The 15579-nt window shown below is 71.0% G+C and carries 13 protein-coding genes and 1 pseudogene; 10 read left to right on the forward strand and 4 right to left on the reverse strand.

Annotated features, from left to right (window positions below; all coding sequences use genetic code 11):
• Positions 1-39: 39 nt before the first annotated feature.
• From QSU92_RS05135 to QSU92_RS05150, 4 genes are all read left to right on the forward strand, one after another.
• Positions 40-1401: an ABC transporter substrate-binding protein gene (locus QSU92_RS05135; RefSeq protein WP_289265104.1), complete on the forward strand. Its 1362-nt coding sequence runs from the start codon at positions 40-42 to the stop codon at positions 1399-1401.
• 76 nt (positions 1402-1477) lie between these two features.
• Positions 1478-2071, forward strand: a complete 594-nt coding sequence (locus QSU92_RS05140) for a DnaJ family domain-containing protein (RefSeq protein WP_289265105.1) — start codon at positions 1478-1480, stop codon at positions 2069-2071.
• An 83-nt stretch (positions 2072-2154) separates the two neighbouring features.
• On the forward strand, positions 2155-2721 hold the full coding sequence (locus QSU92_RS05145) for an SRPBCC family protein (protein ID WP_333783446.1): 567 nt from the start codon (positions 2155-2157) through the stop codon (positions 2719-2721).
• On the forward strand, positions 2718-4175 hold the full coding sequence (locus QSU92_RS05150) for a phytoene desaturase family protein (protein ID WP_289265106.1): 1458 nt from the start codon (positions 2718-2720) through the stop codon (positions 4173-4175). The genes QSU92_RS05145 and QSU92_RS05150 overlap by 4 nt, the downstream gene beginning before the upstream one ends.
• 13 nt (positions 4176-4188) lie before the next feature.
• Here QSU92_RS05150 and QSU92_RS05155 read toward each other — a convergent pair whose 3' ends face one another.
• The gene (locus QSU92_RS05155; RefSeq protein ID WP_289265108.1) at positions 4189-4695 is read right to left on the reverse strand and encodes a bifunctional nuclease family protein; all 507 of its coding nucleotides are present in this window, start codon (positions 4693-4695) and stop codon (positions 4189-4191) included.
• Positions 4696-4780: 85 nt separating this feature from the next.
• Between QSU92_RS05155 and QSU92_RS05160 the strand changes: the two genes are divergently transcribed.
• The 5 genes and pseudogenes from QSU92_RS05160 to QSU92_RS05180 all read left to right on the forward strand — a co-directional run bounded on the left by QSU92_RS05160 (position 4781) and on the right by QSU92_RS05180 (position 9610).
• Positions 4781-5275, forward strand: coding sequence for a metallophosphoesterase family protein (locus QSU92_RS05160; RefSeq protein WP_289265109.1), 495 nt, complete (start codon positions 4781-4783; stop codon positions 5273-5275).
• Positions 5276-5318: 43 nt separating this feature from the next.
• Positions 5319-6296 (forward strand): 2-phospho-L-lactate transferase, encoded by a 978-nt coding sequence (gene cofD, locus QSU92_RS05165; protein WP_289265110.1) that lies wholly within the window; start codon positions 5319-5321, stop codon positions 6294-6296.
• Positions 6297-6305: 9 nt separating this feature from the next.
• Positions 6306-7562 (forward strand): FAD-binding protein, encoded by a 1257-nt coding sequence (locus tag QSU92_RS05170; RefSeq protein ID WP_289265111.1) that lies wholly within the window; start codon positions 6306-6308, stop codon positions 7560-7562.
• Between the two features lie 26 nt (positions 7563-7588).
• On the forward strand, positions 7589-8509 hold the full coding sequence (locus QSU92_RS05175; protein ID WP_289265112.1) for an oxygenase MpaB family protein: 921 nt from the start codon (positions 7589-7591) through the stop codon (positions 8507-8509).
• A gap of 11 nt (positions 8510-8520) precedes the next feature.
• Positions 8521-9610: pseudogene (locus QSU92_RS05180) on the forward strand (DNA polymerase IV).
• Positions 9611-9613: 3 nt separating this feature from the next.
• Here the strand turns inward: QSU92_RS05180 and QSU92_RS05185 are convergent.
• Positions 9614-10759, reverse strand: a complete 1146-nt coding sequence (locus tag QSU92_RS05185) for an ROK family protein (RefSeq protein ID WP_289265113.1) — start codon at positions 10757-10759, stop codon at positions 9614-9616.
• A gap of 63 nt (positions 10760-10822) precedes the next feature.
• On the opposite strand from QSU92_RS05185, the gene QSU92_RS05190 reads away from it, so the two are divergent.
• On the forward strand, positions 10823-12952 hold the full coding sequence (locus QSU92_RS05190) for an alpha-galactosidase (protein WP_289265114.1): 2130 nt from the start codon (positions 10823-10825) through the stop codon (positions 12950-12952).
• A gap of 7 nt (positions 12953-12959) precedes the next feature.
• On the opposite strand, the gene QSU92_RS05195 is transcribed toward QSU92_RS05190, so the two are convergent.
• Both QSU92_RS05195 and QSU92_RS05200 read right to left on the reverse strand, forming a co-directional pair.
• The gene (locus QSU92_RS05195; protein ID WP_289265115.1) at positions 12960-13769 is read right to left on the reverse strand and encodes a DUF1206 domain-containing protein; all 810 of its coding nucleotides are present in this window, start codon (positions 13767-13769) and stop codon (positions 12960-12962) included.
• Between the two features lie 202 nt (positions 13770-13971).
• Entirely contained in the window at positions 13972-15504 is a 1533-nt protein-coding gene (locus QSU92_RS05200; RefSeq protein WP_289265116.1) for a glycosyltransferase family 2 protein, read from the reverse strand.
• Between the last annotated feature and the right edge of the window lie 75 nt (positions 15505-15579).

Below are 15579 nucleotides of genomic sequence, written 5' to 3' on the forward strand. Positions count from 1 at the left end.
GCGCCACGAGCCTGTGTACCACCAAGGGAAAGGAAACTCATGATTCGACAGCGCACAGCCGTCGCCGTTCTCGGCGCGGCGTCCCTCCTCATGATCACCGGCTGCGGCGGCGGGGGTGGCGCGACGGCCGAAGACGTCGACTTCGGCGCCGACGCCGCAGGCACTCTCAGCGTGTGGGGGTTCGAGAACGCCGACGACGTCGGGCAAGCGCGTCTGGACCACGCCGCCGCAGAGGTCTCGGACGTCGAGGTCGACCTCGACGCCACCGCCTTCGACGCCCAGAAGTTCACCACGCGCATCGCGAGTGGCGACGTTCCGGATGTCGTGCAGATGGACCGTCGCTTCGTCACCACCTACGCGGCGCAGGGTCTCATCCTGCCGATGGACGACTGCTTCGCCGAACATGACGTCACCCCCGACGACTACTGGTACCCGTTCGTCGTCGACGACGTTCGATACGAGGACCAGGTCTGGGGCGTGCCGCAGTTCTACCAGCCGCCGGCGATCATCGTGAACCGCGCGGTGCTGGATGAGGCGGGCGTGGCGAATGAGGAGATCGACACCTCGCAGCCCGATGTCCTGCTCGAGGCGATCGCGAAGGTGTACCAGGAGTCGGGCGGCGTACCCTCGCGCCTCGGCTTCGACCCGGTCGCCACCGGCCAGGCACCCCTGTGGATCCTCGGCATGGGCGGGCGGCTGACCGACGACGACGGCGTGCCGACGCTGGATGACCCGGCGAACATCGCGGGCATCGAGATGCTCCAGCAGATCAGTGACGCGCAGGGCGGCTTCGCTGAGGTGAAGAGCTTCACCGACTCCTTCGACACCTTCGGAGACCAGAATCAGTTCGTCGCCGGCCAGGTCGGGGCGCAGGTCAACGCTCAGTGGTATCCGAACGTCCTCTCGCCCTACGTCGACGAGATCGACATCCAGGCCGTGCCCTTCCTCGACAGCGAGGGAAACCCGTTCTCGGTCACCGGTGGTCAGGCCTTCGTCATCCCCGCGGGAGCCGCGAACGCCGCTGCGGCGTGCGAATGGCTCATCGAGGTCACGAGCGAAGACGCGTGGATGGCCGCGGCCGAGGCGCGCGCGGCGACCCGGGAGGCCGACGGCGGCATCAACACCGGCCTGTTCACCGGGGCCCCGGGGCCGGACCAAGCCATCCGAGAGCAGTACGTCGTGCCGTCGGGCAACGACGACTTCGACCAGGTCATCGCCACCTACTACGACGTCCTCGACTACGGCCGGTCGTTCGGCTCCTCCCCCGTCGGTCAGGAGATCCAGAACGAACTGAACAACGCCGTGACCGCGGCGCTCCTGGGCGATAAGACCGCGGAGGAAGCACTCGCCGACGCGCAGGCTGCGGCGATGCGCGCCTACGACAACGTCACGGGCGGATGAGAGCAGCACCCGCGGTGGGACCGGGTCGCCCCCGGTCCTACCGCGGGTAAGTACCGTGGAAATGGGGGAGGTGCGGATGGAGGATCCGAGACTTCGAGCGGCACGGTATCGCGTCGAGCGGCTGCAGCAGGAGGAATCCGCGGATGCGACCGCGGAGGGTGCCGACGCGCCGACTCCGACCCCCGGGGATGCCGTTCCGGCCCCCGACGCGTCGCGGTCGGCGGGAGCTGGAGCGCGTGCCGCCTATGTCGAGGTCGCCATCCAGCAGGCGATCCGGCGAGGGGATTTCGACGACCTTCCCGGGGCCGGGAGGCCTCTCCCCGACCTCGGACGGGCCCATGACCCGAACTGGTGGATCCGTCGCAAGATCGAGCGCGAGCAGCTGACCGGGCTCGGTCCCCCAGCCCTGACCCTGCGGGTCGAGGACGCCGAACTGTCGGAGAGATTGGACGCCCTCTCGCGGGAAGAGGAGGTGCGCGAGGCAGTGGAGGACTTCAATCGGCGGGTGAAGCTCGCACGGATGCAGCTGCTCGGCGGGCCCCCCGTCGTCACGCCACTCCGCGACGTCGACGTCGAAGTCGCGGAGTGGGCGGCGCGCCGCCGGGCGCGCATGCCCGCTCCTGATGAGGTGCCACCCGCACGACCGTGGTGGCGCAGACCGAAGCGGTGAGCGACCTGTCAACCGGGTGCGCTGCGCGTCCGGATGGCCATACGGTCGAGACAGCCGGCGGAGATCGCCTGAAGGGGGCCGAGATGTCACGCAACGTACGAGAGATGACGTGCGCGCCCGAGAGCGTCTTCGAGGTGCTTGCCGAGGGATGGCTCTTCCCGACATGGGTGGTCGGCGCGTCCCGCATGCGGGATGTCGACGCCGATTGGCCGGCGGTGGGTTCGCGTCTTCATCACTCCTTCGGCGCCTGGCCGGTCCTGATCAACGACGAGACGAGGTCGACCGAATGGAGCCCACCCCGGCGCGCGGTGATGGTCGCAACCGGTTGGCCGATCGGCGAGGCCCGCATCTCCATCGACGTGAAACCGCGCGGCGAGGGCTGTGTCGTGAGACTGCAGGAGGAGGCCATCGCAGGGCCTCCCCGCTACCTCCCCGATCTGCTCCTCGACCTGATGCTGCATCGGCGCAACGCCGAGACACTTCACCGGCTCGCGTACCTGGCTGAGGGACGCCACGCCCGCGCGCGCGAGACCACCGCCGAGGAGGAGAACGAAGAGGCAGGGCGCCCCTCCTCCCCCGATGTCGCCGATGATCACGAAGCCGAGGAGGCCGCCGAGGCGGCCGAGGCGGCGGAAGCGGCGCGCGAGTGAGCCGGGCGGGCGAACTCGACGCCGTCGTCGTCGGCGCCGGCCCCAACGGCCTGGCCGCCGCCGTCACGCTCGCCCGGGCGGGACTGGGCGTCCAGGTCTACGAGCGCGCGGGCGCCGTCGGCGGCGGCACCTCGACATCCGAGCTCACCCTCCCGGGGTTCCGCCACGACGTCTGCTCGGCGGTGCACCCCCTTGCTCTGGCTTCGCCGTTCTTCCGCGAGTTCGGGCTCGGCGAGCGCATCCGCTTCGAGGTGCCTGAGGTCTCGTTCGCTCATCCCCTGGACGGCGGCCGTGCGGGCGTCGCCTACCGCGACCTCGACAGGACCGTCGATCACCTCGGTCGCGACGGCGCGGCGTATCGCGCGCTCCTCGAACCCCTCGTCGCCGCATCCGATCAGATCGCCGACTTCACCACCCACCCCCTCGTGCGTGTTCCCCTGCACGTGAGGGCACCCGTGGCGTTCGGTCTCGCCGCGCTGTCGCAAGCCGGTCGCTGGTGGAACACCCCCTTCGCCGAGGACGTCGCTCCGTCGATGATCACGGGTGTGTCGGCCCACACCATCCTGCCTCTGCCGAGTCTGGCGTCGGCGGCGGCGGGACTCGCCCTCACGACCTACGCGCATGCGCGCGGCTGGCCGATCCCCATCGGCGGCAGCCAGGCGATCGCCGACGCCTTGGCCGACGATCTCCTCGCCCACGGCGGAGAGATCGTCACCGACACGGAGGTCACGAGCCTCGACGAGCTTCCGCCGGCCCGCACCGTGCTCCTCGATGTCACCCCGGCCGCGCTCATCCGGCTCGCCGGGGAGCGGATGCCGGCGGGGTACCGCCGCGCACTGGAGCGGTTCCGGTACGGCAACGGCGTCGTCAAGGTGGACTTCGCCCTCTCCGGCCCGGTGCCGTGGACGAATGAGGCCGTCCGTCGCGCTGGGACGGTGCACGTCGGCGGCACCCGGGCGGAGGTGGCGGCGGCCGAGAACGTCGTCGCGCGCGGCGGGGTGCCCGAGCGGCCCTACGTGCTGGTCGCCCAGCCCAGCAGCTTCGACGACAGCCGGGCGCCAGAGGGTATGCACACGCTCTGGACCTACACGCACGTGCCCGCAGGGTCCACCGTCGACGCCACCGAGGCCGTCATCGGGCAGATCGAGCGATTCGCGCCGGGCTTCCGCGACGTGATCGTCGCCACCTCCACGCTCACGGCCGTAGATATGGAGCGGCACAATCCCAACTACCCCGGCGGAGACATCGCGGCGGGTCTCCCGGATGTGCGGCAGCTCCTGGGCCGCCCGACGGTGTCTCCCGAGCCCTGGCGCACCGCGATGCCGGGGGTGTACCTCTGCGGCGCGTCGACGAGTCCGGGGCCGGGGGTGCACGGCATGGCCGGGTGGCTGGCGGCGCGCAGCGCCCTGCGACACGAGTTCGGCACCCGCATCCTTCCCCACCTGGCCCCCTGACGCGGTCGCGCGGTCAGCCCTGGAAGTCTTCGGGGTCGACCTCGTCGAGGAAGCGCTTGAACTCCTCGAGCTTCTCCTCCTCGAGCTTGTCGTCCTCTTCGAACTCCATCGCCGACACCGGGATGCCGGCGTCGGTGAGGACCTGGTCGGCCACCCAGATGGGCGCGCCGACGCGGGAAGCGAGGGCGATCGCGTCCGAGGGACGGGCGTCGAGCACACGCCGACCGCCCGGAAGCCGGAGGGTGATCTCGGCGTAGAAGGTCCCGTCGTCGATGCGGGTGATCTCGACGCGCTCGACCTCCGCCGACACCGTCTCGAGCAGCGACTTCATGAGATCGTGCGCGAGCGGGCGCGGAGGTTCCGCCCCCTCGACGGCGATGGCGATCGAGGTCGCCTCCTGGGCTCCGATCCAGATGGGGAGCATCCGCGGTCCGTCCACCTCTTCGGTGATCGGACGCAGCAGGATCACGTACTGGCGCGCGGCGTCGAGCGCGACGCCGATCACACGAACCTGGACCATGCCGACCTCCTCGATGTCGACGGCGAGGATGTGCCCATCGTAGGCACAGCGGGCACCGACTGCGACGGTCGGACAGAATCGACGCATGCCGACCCGCCTGCTGCTGATCTCCGACACCCACATCCCCGGCCGGGCGCGCGGCCTGCCCGATGTCGTGCGGCGCGAGGCCGACGCGGCCGATCTGATCATCCACGCCGGCGACTGGGTGTCCGTCGCCGTGCTCGATGATCTCCGGGGTCACGGCGAGGTCCTGGGCGTGTACGGCAACAACGACGGCGATGACCTGCGCGCACTTCTTCCCGAGTTCGCGGTGCAGACCATCGAGGGAATGCGATTCGGTGTCGTGCACGAGACCGGCGATGCGAAAGGCCGGGAGAAGCGGATGACGCTGCGCTACCCCGACCTCGACGTGCTGGTGTTCGGACACAGCCACATCCCATGGGACACGACCACCGCATCCGGATTGCGCCTGCTCAACCCCGGCTCACCCACCGATCGTCGTCGTCAGCCGCATCATACGCTCATGACCGCGCTGGTCGACGACGGCGTGCTTCGCACGGTGTCCGTCGTCACCATCTGAACGACGGCCGAGGGGGTTGACGGGGCACCGGTAGCGTTGACGGGTGAAGATCACCGTCATCGCAGGAGGCGTGGGCGGCGCACGGTTCGTGCGCGGCGTCCGGGAACATGTTCGCCGCAGCGGCGAGGACCACACCATCGATGTGGTCGTCAACACCGGAGATGACTGGTGGCTGGCAGGTCTCCGCATCTGGCCCGACCACGACAGCATCCTCTACACCCTCGCCGGGCAGAACGACGAGGAGCGCGGGTGGGGCCGGCGAGGCGAGAGCGAGCGCGTGTCGGCGGAGCTTCGCACCTGGGGCGTCACCCCCGAGTGGTTCACCCTCGGCGACCTCGACCTCGGCACTCACATCGCCCGGACGGCGTGGCTCCGCGCAGGCGAGACCCCCACGGAGGTCGCCCGGCGCCTCGGCGCCCGATGGGACCTCGGCGTGACCCTGCACCCTGCGACCGACGACGAGATCGACACCCACATCGTGACGCCGGATGGCGAGAGGCTGCATTTCCAAGAGTGGTGGACCCGTCACCGGGCGCGCCTTCCCGTCGCGCGATTCGAGCAGCAGGCCATCGACGAGGCGCGCCCCGCCCCGGCCGCACTGGCCGCGGTCGCCGCCGCCGATGTCATCCTCATCGCACCGTCGAACCCCGTGGTCTCGATCGGACCCATGCTGCAGATCCCGGGGTTCCGCGAGGCGCTCTCCGTCGCATCCGCGCCGATCGTCGGCGTCTCGCCGATCATCGGCGGCGCCGCGGTGAGGGGCATGGCCGAGGCATGCCTGGCCGTCATCGGCGTCGATGCCGACGCGGGCGCCGTCGCCCGCCACTACGGCACCCGCGTGACCGGTGGCGTGCTGGACGGTTGGCTGGTCGGTGAGGAGGACTCGCGGACGGTGCCGAGTCTCGACGCGGCGGGGATCGTCACCCGAGCCGTCCCGCTGTGGATGCGGGATGCCGACACCTCGGCCGCCCTCGCCGCCGATGCGGTGGCGCTGGCCCGGACGGTCGCCGATCTCGGGTAGACCTGTGGGGTGACTACCAACTGGGCAGGAAACCTCACGTACCGCGCCGCGCGCATCGCCGAACCCACCGATGAGGCCGAACTGAGCGCCATTCTCGACCGGGCGCGGAGCGATGGCACCACCGTTCGTGTGCTGGGCAGTCGGCACTCCTTCAATGACATCGCCGACACCGACGGGGTGATCATCTCCCTCGCCGCCCTCGCCACCGCCGGCCAGGTGAGCGTCGCGCCCGACCGCAAGACGGTGCGGATCCCCGCAGGCATCCGCTACGGCGACCTGGTGCCTGTCCTCGAACGGGAGGGTCTCGCGCTGGCGAACCTCGCCTCCCTCCCCCACATCTCCGTCGCCGGCGCGGTGCAGACCGGAACGCACGGGTCGGGCGACAGCGTCGGAGCCCTCGGCACCCAGGTCGCCGCCGTCGAGCTTCTCACCGCCGCCGGCGAGCGGATCACGCTCACGCGCGGCGAGGACGGCTTCGACGGCGCTGTCGTCGGGCTCGGGGCACTCGGCATCGTCACCCACCTGCGCCTCGATGTCGAGCCTCACTTCGCCGTCGCGCAGACCGTCTTCGAAGGCGTGCGGTGGGATGACGCGCTGAGCCGTCTCGACGATCTCACCGGTGCGGGCGACAGCGTGAGCCTGTTCACACGGTGGACGAATCCCGACGTCATCGACCAGGTGTGGGTGAAGGCCCGGACCGCCTCGAGCGCCGACGACCTGTCGGGCTTCGGCGCTCGTGCCGCCGACGGTCCCCGTCATCCGATCCCCGGCATCGACCCGACCCCGTGCACGGCGCAGGAGGGCGTCCCCGGGCCCTGGTACGACCGGCTTCCGCACTTCCGCCTGGCGTTCACGCCGTCGGCGGGTGAGGAGCTGCAGTCGGAGTACCTCGTCGCGCGCGCCGACGCCGTGGCGGCGATCCAGGCCGTGCGAGGGCTCGCCGACCGGATCTCGCCGCTCCTGCTCACGTGCGAGGTGCGCACGATGGCCGCCGACGATCTGTGGCTCTCCCCCGCGTACGGGCGCCCGACCCTCGGCATCCACTTCACCTGGCAGCGCGACGAAGCAGCCGTGCGCGCCCTCCTCCCCGCACTGGAGGCCGCCCTTCCGGCCTCCGCCCGTCCGCACTGGGGCAAGGTCTTCACCATGCCCGGCGACGAGGTCCGCCGCCGCTACCCCCGGTTCGACGACTTCGCGGCGCTGCGGACGCGGCTGGACCCCGACCGCCGATTCGTCGGCGACTACCTCGCGCGACTGGGTCTCTAGCCTCCGCGGCGTGGCACGCTGGAACCATGGGCACCGGATCGCTCGCTCCCGCGCGTTCATCGACGCTGCGATCCCGCCTGCTCACCGCACTGTCGGGCGACCCCAACGGAACCCCGCCGTGGGTGCGAGCCCTCGCCGATGGCGATGACGCCGGGTACTTCGCAGACGGCGGCGCGGTATGGACCGTGCATGCCGGCACGAGCACGCTGATCGCCGGGATCCGCGCGCTCCTCATCCAGGCGCTTCACCCGGGCGCGCTCGCGGGCGTCCACGACCACTCGCGGTACCGCGACGATCCCATGGGGCGCCTGTCGGGCACCGTGCGGTGGATCCTCTGCGTCACCTACGGCTCGACCGAGCAGGCCCAGCGTGAAACGGCGCGGGTCGGTCGGCTGCACCAGCGGGTGCGGGGCACCTACGACGCCGCCGACGGAGAGCGCGCCTACACCGCCGACGACGCCGACCTCGTCGAGTGGGTGCATCTGGCCTTCACCGAGGCCTTCCTCGGCGCACACGAGATCTGGGGCGGACCCATCCCGGGCGGCAGCGACGCCTACGTCCGGGAATGGGCGCAGGCGGGCCGGCTGATGCGGGTCACCCATCCCCCCGAGACCGAGGCCGCGCTGCGCGAACGCCTCGCGGCGTTCAGCGGCCAGCTGCGCCGCGACGAGCGCGTGGACGACGTCGTGCGGTTCCTCCGCCGCGTGCCGCTTCCCGGCTCCATGGGTGTGAGCTATCGGCTGCTCTTCGCCGCGGCCGTGGCGAGCCTCCCCCGTGAGTACCGGAAGCTGCTGGGGCTGCGCCGACTGCCGCTGCCGGTGATCACGCTCGCGCGGGTCGCTCTCGCGGCATCCACCCGCGCCCTCGGCGCCGGGCCCCGTGCACAGGATTTCGCCCGCGAACGCCACGCTCGGCTCGGGTTCCCGCCGCCCGTGGGCCAGGACTGACGGGTCCGCAGATGGCCGAGGGCGATGCGGGGACGCGTCGCTGGGTGCTGCACGTCGATCTCGACCAGTTCATCGCGGCCGTCGAGGTGCTCCGCCGCCCCGAGCCTCGCCGGAAGGCCCGTCATCGTCGGCGGTCGGGGCGATCCGAACGAGCGCGCGGTCGTCTCGACGGCGTCGTATGAAGCACGGGCGTTCGGGGTCGGATCGGGGATGCCGCTGCGGATCGCCGCGCGGAAGGCGCCCGACGCGGTGATTCTGCCCGTCGATCACGACGCCTACACCGCCGCCTCGGAGGAGGTGATGGCGACGCTTCGGGCCCAGCCCGACGCTGTGGTGCAGGTGCTCGGGTGGGACGAGGCCTTCGTGGGGATCACCTCCGCTGACCCCGAGGGCTACGCCGAGAACCTGCAGCGCGCGGTGCTCGAGCGCACCCGGCTGCACTGCAGCGTGGGCATCGGCGACACGCTCGTGCGCGCGAAGAACGCCACCGGATTCGGCAAACCGCGCGGCCGCTTCCGCCTGACAGCGGGCAACTGGCTCGAGGTGATGGGCGACCGGCCCACGATCGACCTGTGGGGTGTGGGCACCAAGATCTCGCGGCGCCTCGAGACGCTCGGCATCCGAACGGTGCGCGACCTCGCGGTCGCCGAGACCGCGCCGCTCGCGGCGGAGTTCGGACCGAAGATGGGGCCGTGGTACCGCCAGCTGGGGCGCGGCGACGGGTCGGACGTCGTCGACGACACCCCCTGGGTCGCGCGGGGTCACAGCCGCGAGACGACGTACCAGCAGAACCTCATCGCGCGGGAGGAGATCGAGGCGGCGGCGCTCGTGCTGCTCGCGCAGGTGCTCGATGACGTCGCCGCCGAGGGGCGCCCCGTCGTCGGCCTCGGCCTGAAGGTGCGCTATGCGCCCTTTCTCACCAAGACCTTCACCCGTCGGATCGCCGAGACGCACGATCGCGAAACGGTGACCGCCCAAGCATTCGCTCTTCTTGCCAAGATCGAACCCGACCGGCCGGTGCGACTGCTCGGGATGCGGGCGGAGATGGCCATGCCGGATGATGCGCGCGAAGGGCACACGCCCACCCGCAGCGGCTGGTAGCGGTCAGACAGCCGAGCTCTTTCCGAGAACGATCCGGTCGACGGCCGCCTGGATGGCGACCGCAGCCGCGCCGCGCGCCCACGCCGAGAAGCCGCTGTCGTCGACATGCAGCTCGACCGGATCGGCCCGTGGATCCCGGGCCGCGGCGATCGCCGCTTGGACGCGCTCCTCTGCGGCGGCGAAGAGGCCGATCCCGTCACCGGCGAGGACGACCACACGCTGCTGCGTGAGACCCGCGACGAGCGCGATGAGACTCCCGAGCGCCTCGGCCAGCGCGTCGACGATCGGGGTGATGCGCTCGTCACCCGTGAGCGCAAGGTCGGTGAGCTCGTCGTAGGCAGCGGGACGACCGAGCGCACCGGCGCATTCGGCGAGGATCGAGGCGGTCGCGAGCATGTGCGCACATCCGCGGTGCCCGAGCGGACAGATCGGCCCCGACTCCGCGACCGGCACGTGCCCGACGAGATCGGCACCCGCTGCGGCGCGGACCACCCGGTCGTCGACGACCAGCCCATGCCCGACCCCTGCACCGACGGTGAGGAGCGAGAACCCCGGGATACCGCGGCCATACCCGAACCAGTGCTCTGCCTCGGTGAGCGCGATGACGTCGTTCTCGACCGTCACCGGCACCCCGAGGCGGGGGGCGAGGAGCGGCGCGATCTCGACGTCTGCCCAGTCGAGGAACGGAGCGAACTCCGCTCGCCCTCCGCGCACGACGCCGCCGAGGCTCACTCCGGCCGCGCGAAGGCGCGCGGCGTCCGACGTGGCGAGGTCGGCGAGGAGGTCGCCCACCAGGTCTGCGACGAGCTCGCACACCGCCTCGGGTTCGGTCGAGACGAGCGCACGCTCACCGCGGACGAGCACCTCGGCCCGCGCGTCGGTGACGACGGCGTAGGCGCGGTCACCCGTGAGCTTCACCCCCGCGAAGCGGCCCCACTCCGGCGCGACGTCGAGGGGGGTGACCGGGCGGCCGACGAGGCCGTCCACCATGTGCGGTCGTTCGATGAACACGCCCTGGTCGAGGAAGGGCCTGACCAGGCGCGTCAGACTCGCCGGTGACAGCGCGAGGCTGTGTGCCAGCGCGCTGCGGGCGATGGGGCCGTGAACCAGAACGGCGCGCGCAAGAGCGGACTCGCTTGCGGTCAGCACGGTACCTCCTACGACTGGGCCTCACCTCGGTCAGCCGATTATTTTCCTGGTAGAAATATTGGCATGACTCCCCGCGACGACGTTTTTCATCTCCGACGCGGAGGCACGAATGTCATCCTCGATCTGTCGACAGCCCCCGCCCCGGCGATCGTGCACTGGGGCGCCGACCTCGGCGAGCTGCCGCCCGCGGCCCTCTCCTCGCTCGCGATCGCCGCGCGCCCGCAGCGCGTCTCCGGTGGTCTCGACACCACGCCGCGACTCACCGTCCTTCCCACAGAAGCGGCCGGATGGATGTTCACGCCCGCCGTCGAAGGTCACCGTAGCGGCGCCGGCAGCAGCATCCTGTTCTCCCTCGCCGGCGTCTCCGCCGACGATCACTCGGCGACCCTCGAGCTCGTCGATGTCGAGGCGGGGCTTTCCGCGCGGATCGAGCTGGCCCTCGGCGTCGCGGGGGTGTTCACCCAGCGGGTCGCCCTCCGCAATATCGGCGACACCGCGTTCACGGTCGATCGGCTGCAGGCGACGTTCCCGCTGCCCTGGGATGCGACCGAGATCCTCGACACCACCGGACATCATCTGCGCGAACGTGCGCCGCAGCGCCGGCCGCTTGCCATCGGCACCCACCTGCGCGAGAGCCGGCGCGGCCGGCCGGGTGCCGACGCCACCGTGCTGCTGGCCGCCGGGCGACCGGGCTTCGGGTTCGAAACCGGGCAGGTGCACGGTCTCCATGTCGCATGGAGCGGCAATCACCGCGTTCTCGCCGAGCGGACGAGCAACGGCGACGCGCTCCTCGCCGGCGGCGAGCTGTTCCTCCCGGGGGAGGTCGTGCTCGCTCCGGGCGAGAAGATCGCGACGCCCCCCGTGATGGGGTCGTGGGGAGAGGGTCTGAGCGCCTTGTCGCACCGGTTCCACGACGAGTGGCGGGCGCGTCCGCAGCATCCGTCCCGGCCGCGTCCGATCACCCTCAACACCTGGGAGGCTGTCTACTTCGACCACGATCTCACCCGGCTCACCGCCCTCGCCGACGCCGCCGCTGAGGTGGGTGTCGAGCGATTCGTGCTCGACGACGGATGGTTCCTCGGCCGCCGCGACGACACCGGGGGTCTCGGCGACTGGCTGGTCGACCCGGTCGTCTGGCCCGTCGGGCTGCATCCGCTCATCGATCACGTGCGCGGTCTCGGGATGGAGTTCGGCCTGTGGGTCGAGCCCGAGATGGTCAACCCCGACAGCGAGCTGGCCCGGCGGCATCCGGACTGGATTCTGCGCGGACGCGCTGACCTGCCTCCGTCGGCGCGACAGCAGCAGGTGCTGGATCTTGCGCACCCCGACGCGTATCGCTACATCTCGGAGCGGCTGCACGCGCTGCTCGAGGAGTACCCGATCGCGTACCTGAAGTGGGATCACAACCGCGACCTCGTCGATGCGGCGACAGGCCCCGGCGGAGTCGCGCGGGTCCGCGCCACCACGGGTGCGCTGTACCGCCTTCTCGACGAACTGAAGGCCGCGCACCCGTCGCTCGAGATCGAGAGCTGCGCCTCCGGCGGGGCACGGGTCGATCTGGGCATTCTCGATCGCACCGACCGGATCTGGACGAGCGACAGTCTCGACCCGCTCGAGCGCCTCCCCAACCAGCGGTACACCGGACTGGTGGTGCCGCCGGAGATGATGGGCGCACACCTGACGACCCCTCACCTGCACACCTCGGGCCGGACGGTCGATCTCGAGCTGAGCGCCGCGGTGGCCCTCATCGGGCACTTCGGCATTGAATGGGACCTCGCGGCCACCGACGCGGCGACCCGCGCGCGCATCGCGGAGTGGGTGGCCTACGCGAAATCGCTTCGCAAGATGATCGCCACCGGACGCACGGTGCACGTCGACGGCGTCGACCCGGGCCTGGACGTGCGCGGTGTCGTCGCCGCGGATCACTCGCGGGCGATGTTCACGATCGTGCAGACGGCGACGGATGCCGCATGGCCGCCCGGGCATGTGCGGATGCCGGGCCTGGACGATGACCGGCTGTACCGCCTCGCCCTGTCGCCGCTCACCCGCGACCGCGATGCCGGGCAATCACCCCTGGAGTGGACGATTGTCGACACCGTTCTGACCGGCCGGCAGCTGTCGGTCGTGGGACTCCGGCCGATGGTTCAGCAGCCGCAGCGGGCGATCGTCGTCGATGTGGTGGCGGAGGAGTGACGACGCGTCACATGCGGGCGTAGCGGGCGCGGGCGAAGCAGAACAGGCCGTAGAGAATGAGCCCGGCGCCGACGACCCAGAGGATGATCTGCCCGAACGGCAGCTGCGCGAGGCTGTGCAGGGCCCCGTCAAGGCCTCCTGCGGCCTCGGGGTCTTGCGTGAAGGCGGCGACGATGAAGAGGATGCCGGCGACGCCGACGGCGACGCCCTTGGCGATGTATCCGGCGACGCCGAACGGAACGATCGCCTTCCGGACCGTCGAGCTCGGCAGGTCGAGCTTCTCCTCGAACTTCTTCGTCGCGCCCTTGTAGATGAAGGCGCCGCCGATGGCGAGCACCACGAGGCCGATGAGGACGAGCACGAAGACCCCGCCCGGGGTGGCGAGGAGCTGAGCGCTGAGCGACTGGGTCGAGCTCGACGAGGAGGAGCTGCCGCCCAGTGCGTAGATGAGGGCGGTCACGGCGATTGCGATGTAGGCGGCGGCCGTGCCGAGGTGCTTCAGGCGTCTGCCCCACTTCTTCTTGCTGTCGCCGTCGGAATCCGAGGCGAAGAACGCCTGGGCGATCTCGAACAGGGCGAGTGCGGCGAGTCCTGCGACGATGACCCAGAGCACGACGAGGCCGAAGGGTGTCTCGCGAATCTGCGACATCGCGCCGCTCTGGTCGGCGGAGCCACCACCCGCGCCGGTGGCGATCGTGATGGCGATGCTGCCGATGATGATGTGCAGGAGTCCGAGGACGGCGTAACCGACCCGGGCGACCCCACGGAATGTGGATGATGAGTGCGCCGACCGCGCCGCTTGCTTCGCCGTGCTCATGCCGAAACGCTATCGACCTCCCTCTCGCCGCAGCCACCCGTTGACGCGTCCGCCTCGGACGTGCTGTGTCCCGCCCGCCCCGCCCGCGTTCGTCTTGCTGCAGTCGCACGAAGACCGGTGAGACAGAACCCCTCGTGATCCGGCCCAACCGCCGGCGATGCCCCTGCTCGGTCGCGCTCCGGCGAGCATGGAGGGTCATCGGTCACCGCCCGCGGACGGCGCCCAGCCGGGCCCGGGCCGCGCGCACCGTCCGCGCGAGCACCTCACGGCCTCTCCCCCGGCTCGGGTCGCGGTGCACTCGCGCACCTCCGTCGTCGCCGACCTCGAGTCGGCACGGACGCCCGGCGAGGATCGGCGACCTGCGCACTCCGGCGAGTGCCCCGGGGCCGGCCGTGACCGGCACATCGAACGCCCAGCCGGCGCGGCGAACGCTGGCCACCAGTGTGCCTCCGGGGCCCGCCTCCCCAGCGAACGCCCGGAGAGGATCTATGGCCAGCCGTACGCCTTCGCGGGTCGGACGCGATACCTTGGCGAGGGGCGAGTCGCCGCGGTCGGTCCGAACGGACACGGCGACCCGGTCGCGCCGCCCAGTGCCCGCCGCCTCGATGAGCGCGTCCCGGAACGGGCGAAGGGAGGGATCGGCCGTCCACTCGCCCGCGTCCCCCTCCGAGAGGGACGCCGCCGCATCCGTCTCGCCACGGGTCACCCCGACAGACAGCGCGAGCGCGAGGCCCCCACCGCGGGTCCACCGTGCCGAGGTCACCGTGACACGGCAGCGCAGCTCGCTCTCCCAGCGAGCGAAGTCTGCGAGGTCGTCGCGACGGTCGGCGCGCAGGAGGCGCGAGCGCACCCGTTCGGCCGGCGGGAGCCCCTCCTCCACTCCGTCGCCGACCCACCGGCGCACGAGCGGAAGCGCGGCATCGAAGAAGCGCGTCCGATACGCCTCCGGGTAGTTCATCAGCCGCTGGCCCGCGATGCGCCTGAGCATCTTGCCGCGGTACCAGTGACGAAGGAGCCGGTCGCGCAGATCTCCCTGCTCGACGTGGGCATCCACGAGAGCGAGGACGTTCGCGAGGTGCGGGAAGTACTGATCCGGGTCGATGCGCGACGAGCTCGCACTGCCGGGATGCCGCACCCAGGCGTAGCACGGCTCGCTCGACAGGATCGAGATCGTCCGCGCGGCGAGGTACGCCCGCATGACGAACAGGTGATCCTCCAGACGCACTCTGCCGTCGGGGTAGCGGATGCCGTGCTCGCGGAGGAACGCGGTGCGGAACAGCTTGTGCGGCGTCAGCATGTCCAGCAGCGGGTCGTCGCCGAGGGTGGCACGAGGAACGTCGTGGCGGAAGATTCGGCGGGGGATTCGGCGGCCCACCCCCACCTCGCGCCCGACGACGATGTCCGACCCGTTTCGATCGGCGAAATCGCACAGCCGCTCGAGCGCGGCGTCGAAAAGGTAGTCGTCCTGGTCGACGAACTGGACGTAGGTACCGGCGGCGGCATCGATGCCGTGATTGCGGGGCGTTCCGGGCCACCCCGTGTGCGGCAGCGAGAGGACCCGGACATTCGGGCGGTCGACCGCAATGCCGGCGAGTTGTTCGGCCGTCTGCTTGCCCGAACCGTCGTCGCACAGCAGCACCTCGAACTGATCGGACGGGAGCGTCTGCCGGTCGAGCGAGGCGAGGAGCGGATCGATCGCGGCTCCCGGAACGTAGACCGGAACGACCACGCTCACCCGAATCACCATGACTCCAACAAAGCACACCGAACCGGCACTCCCCCGGGGGGTTGCCCCGGGGCGGCGAGGGGT

It is taken from the genome of Microbacterium sp. ET2 (assembly GCF_030347395.1).
In the GTDB taxonomy this organism is placed as follows: domain Bacteria; phylum Actinomycetota; class Actinomycetes; order Actinomycetales; family Microbacteriaceae; genus Microbacterium; species Microbacterium albipurpureum.

Coding starts and splice junctions, on each gene's coding strand:
- QSU92_RS05135 (WP_289265104.1), top strand. CDS start 40: ATGATTCGACAGCGCACAGCCGTCGCCGTTCTCGGCGCGGCGTCCCTC.
- QSU92_RS05140 (WP_289265105.1), top strand. CDS start 1,478: ATGGAGGATCCGAGACTTCGAGCGGCACGGTATCGCGTCGAGCGGCTG.
- QSU92_RS05145 (WP_333783446.1), top strand. CDS start 2,155: ATGTCACGCAACGTACGAGAGATGACGTGCGCGCCCGAGAGCGTCTTC.
- QSU92_RS05155 (WP_289265108.1), bottom strand. CDS start 4,695: ATGGTCCAGGTTCGTGTGATCGGCGTCGCGCTCGACGCCGCGCGCCAG.
- QSU92_RS05160 (WP_289265109.1), top strand. CDS start 4,781: ATGCCGACCCGCCTGCTGCTGATCTCCGACACCCACATCCCCGGCCGG.
- QSU92_RS05175 (WP_289265112.1), top strand. CDS start 7,589: ATGGGCACCGGATCGCTCGCTCCCGCGCGTTCATCGACGCTGCGATCC.
- QSU92_RS05190 (WP_289265114.1), top strand. CDS start 10,823: ATGACTCCCCGCGACGACGTTTTTCATCTCCGACGCGGAGGCACGAAT.
- QSU92_RS05195 (WP_289265115.1), bottom strand. CDS start 13,769: ATGAGCACGGCGAAGCAAGCGGCGCGGTCGGCGCACTCATCATCCACA.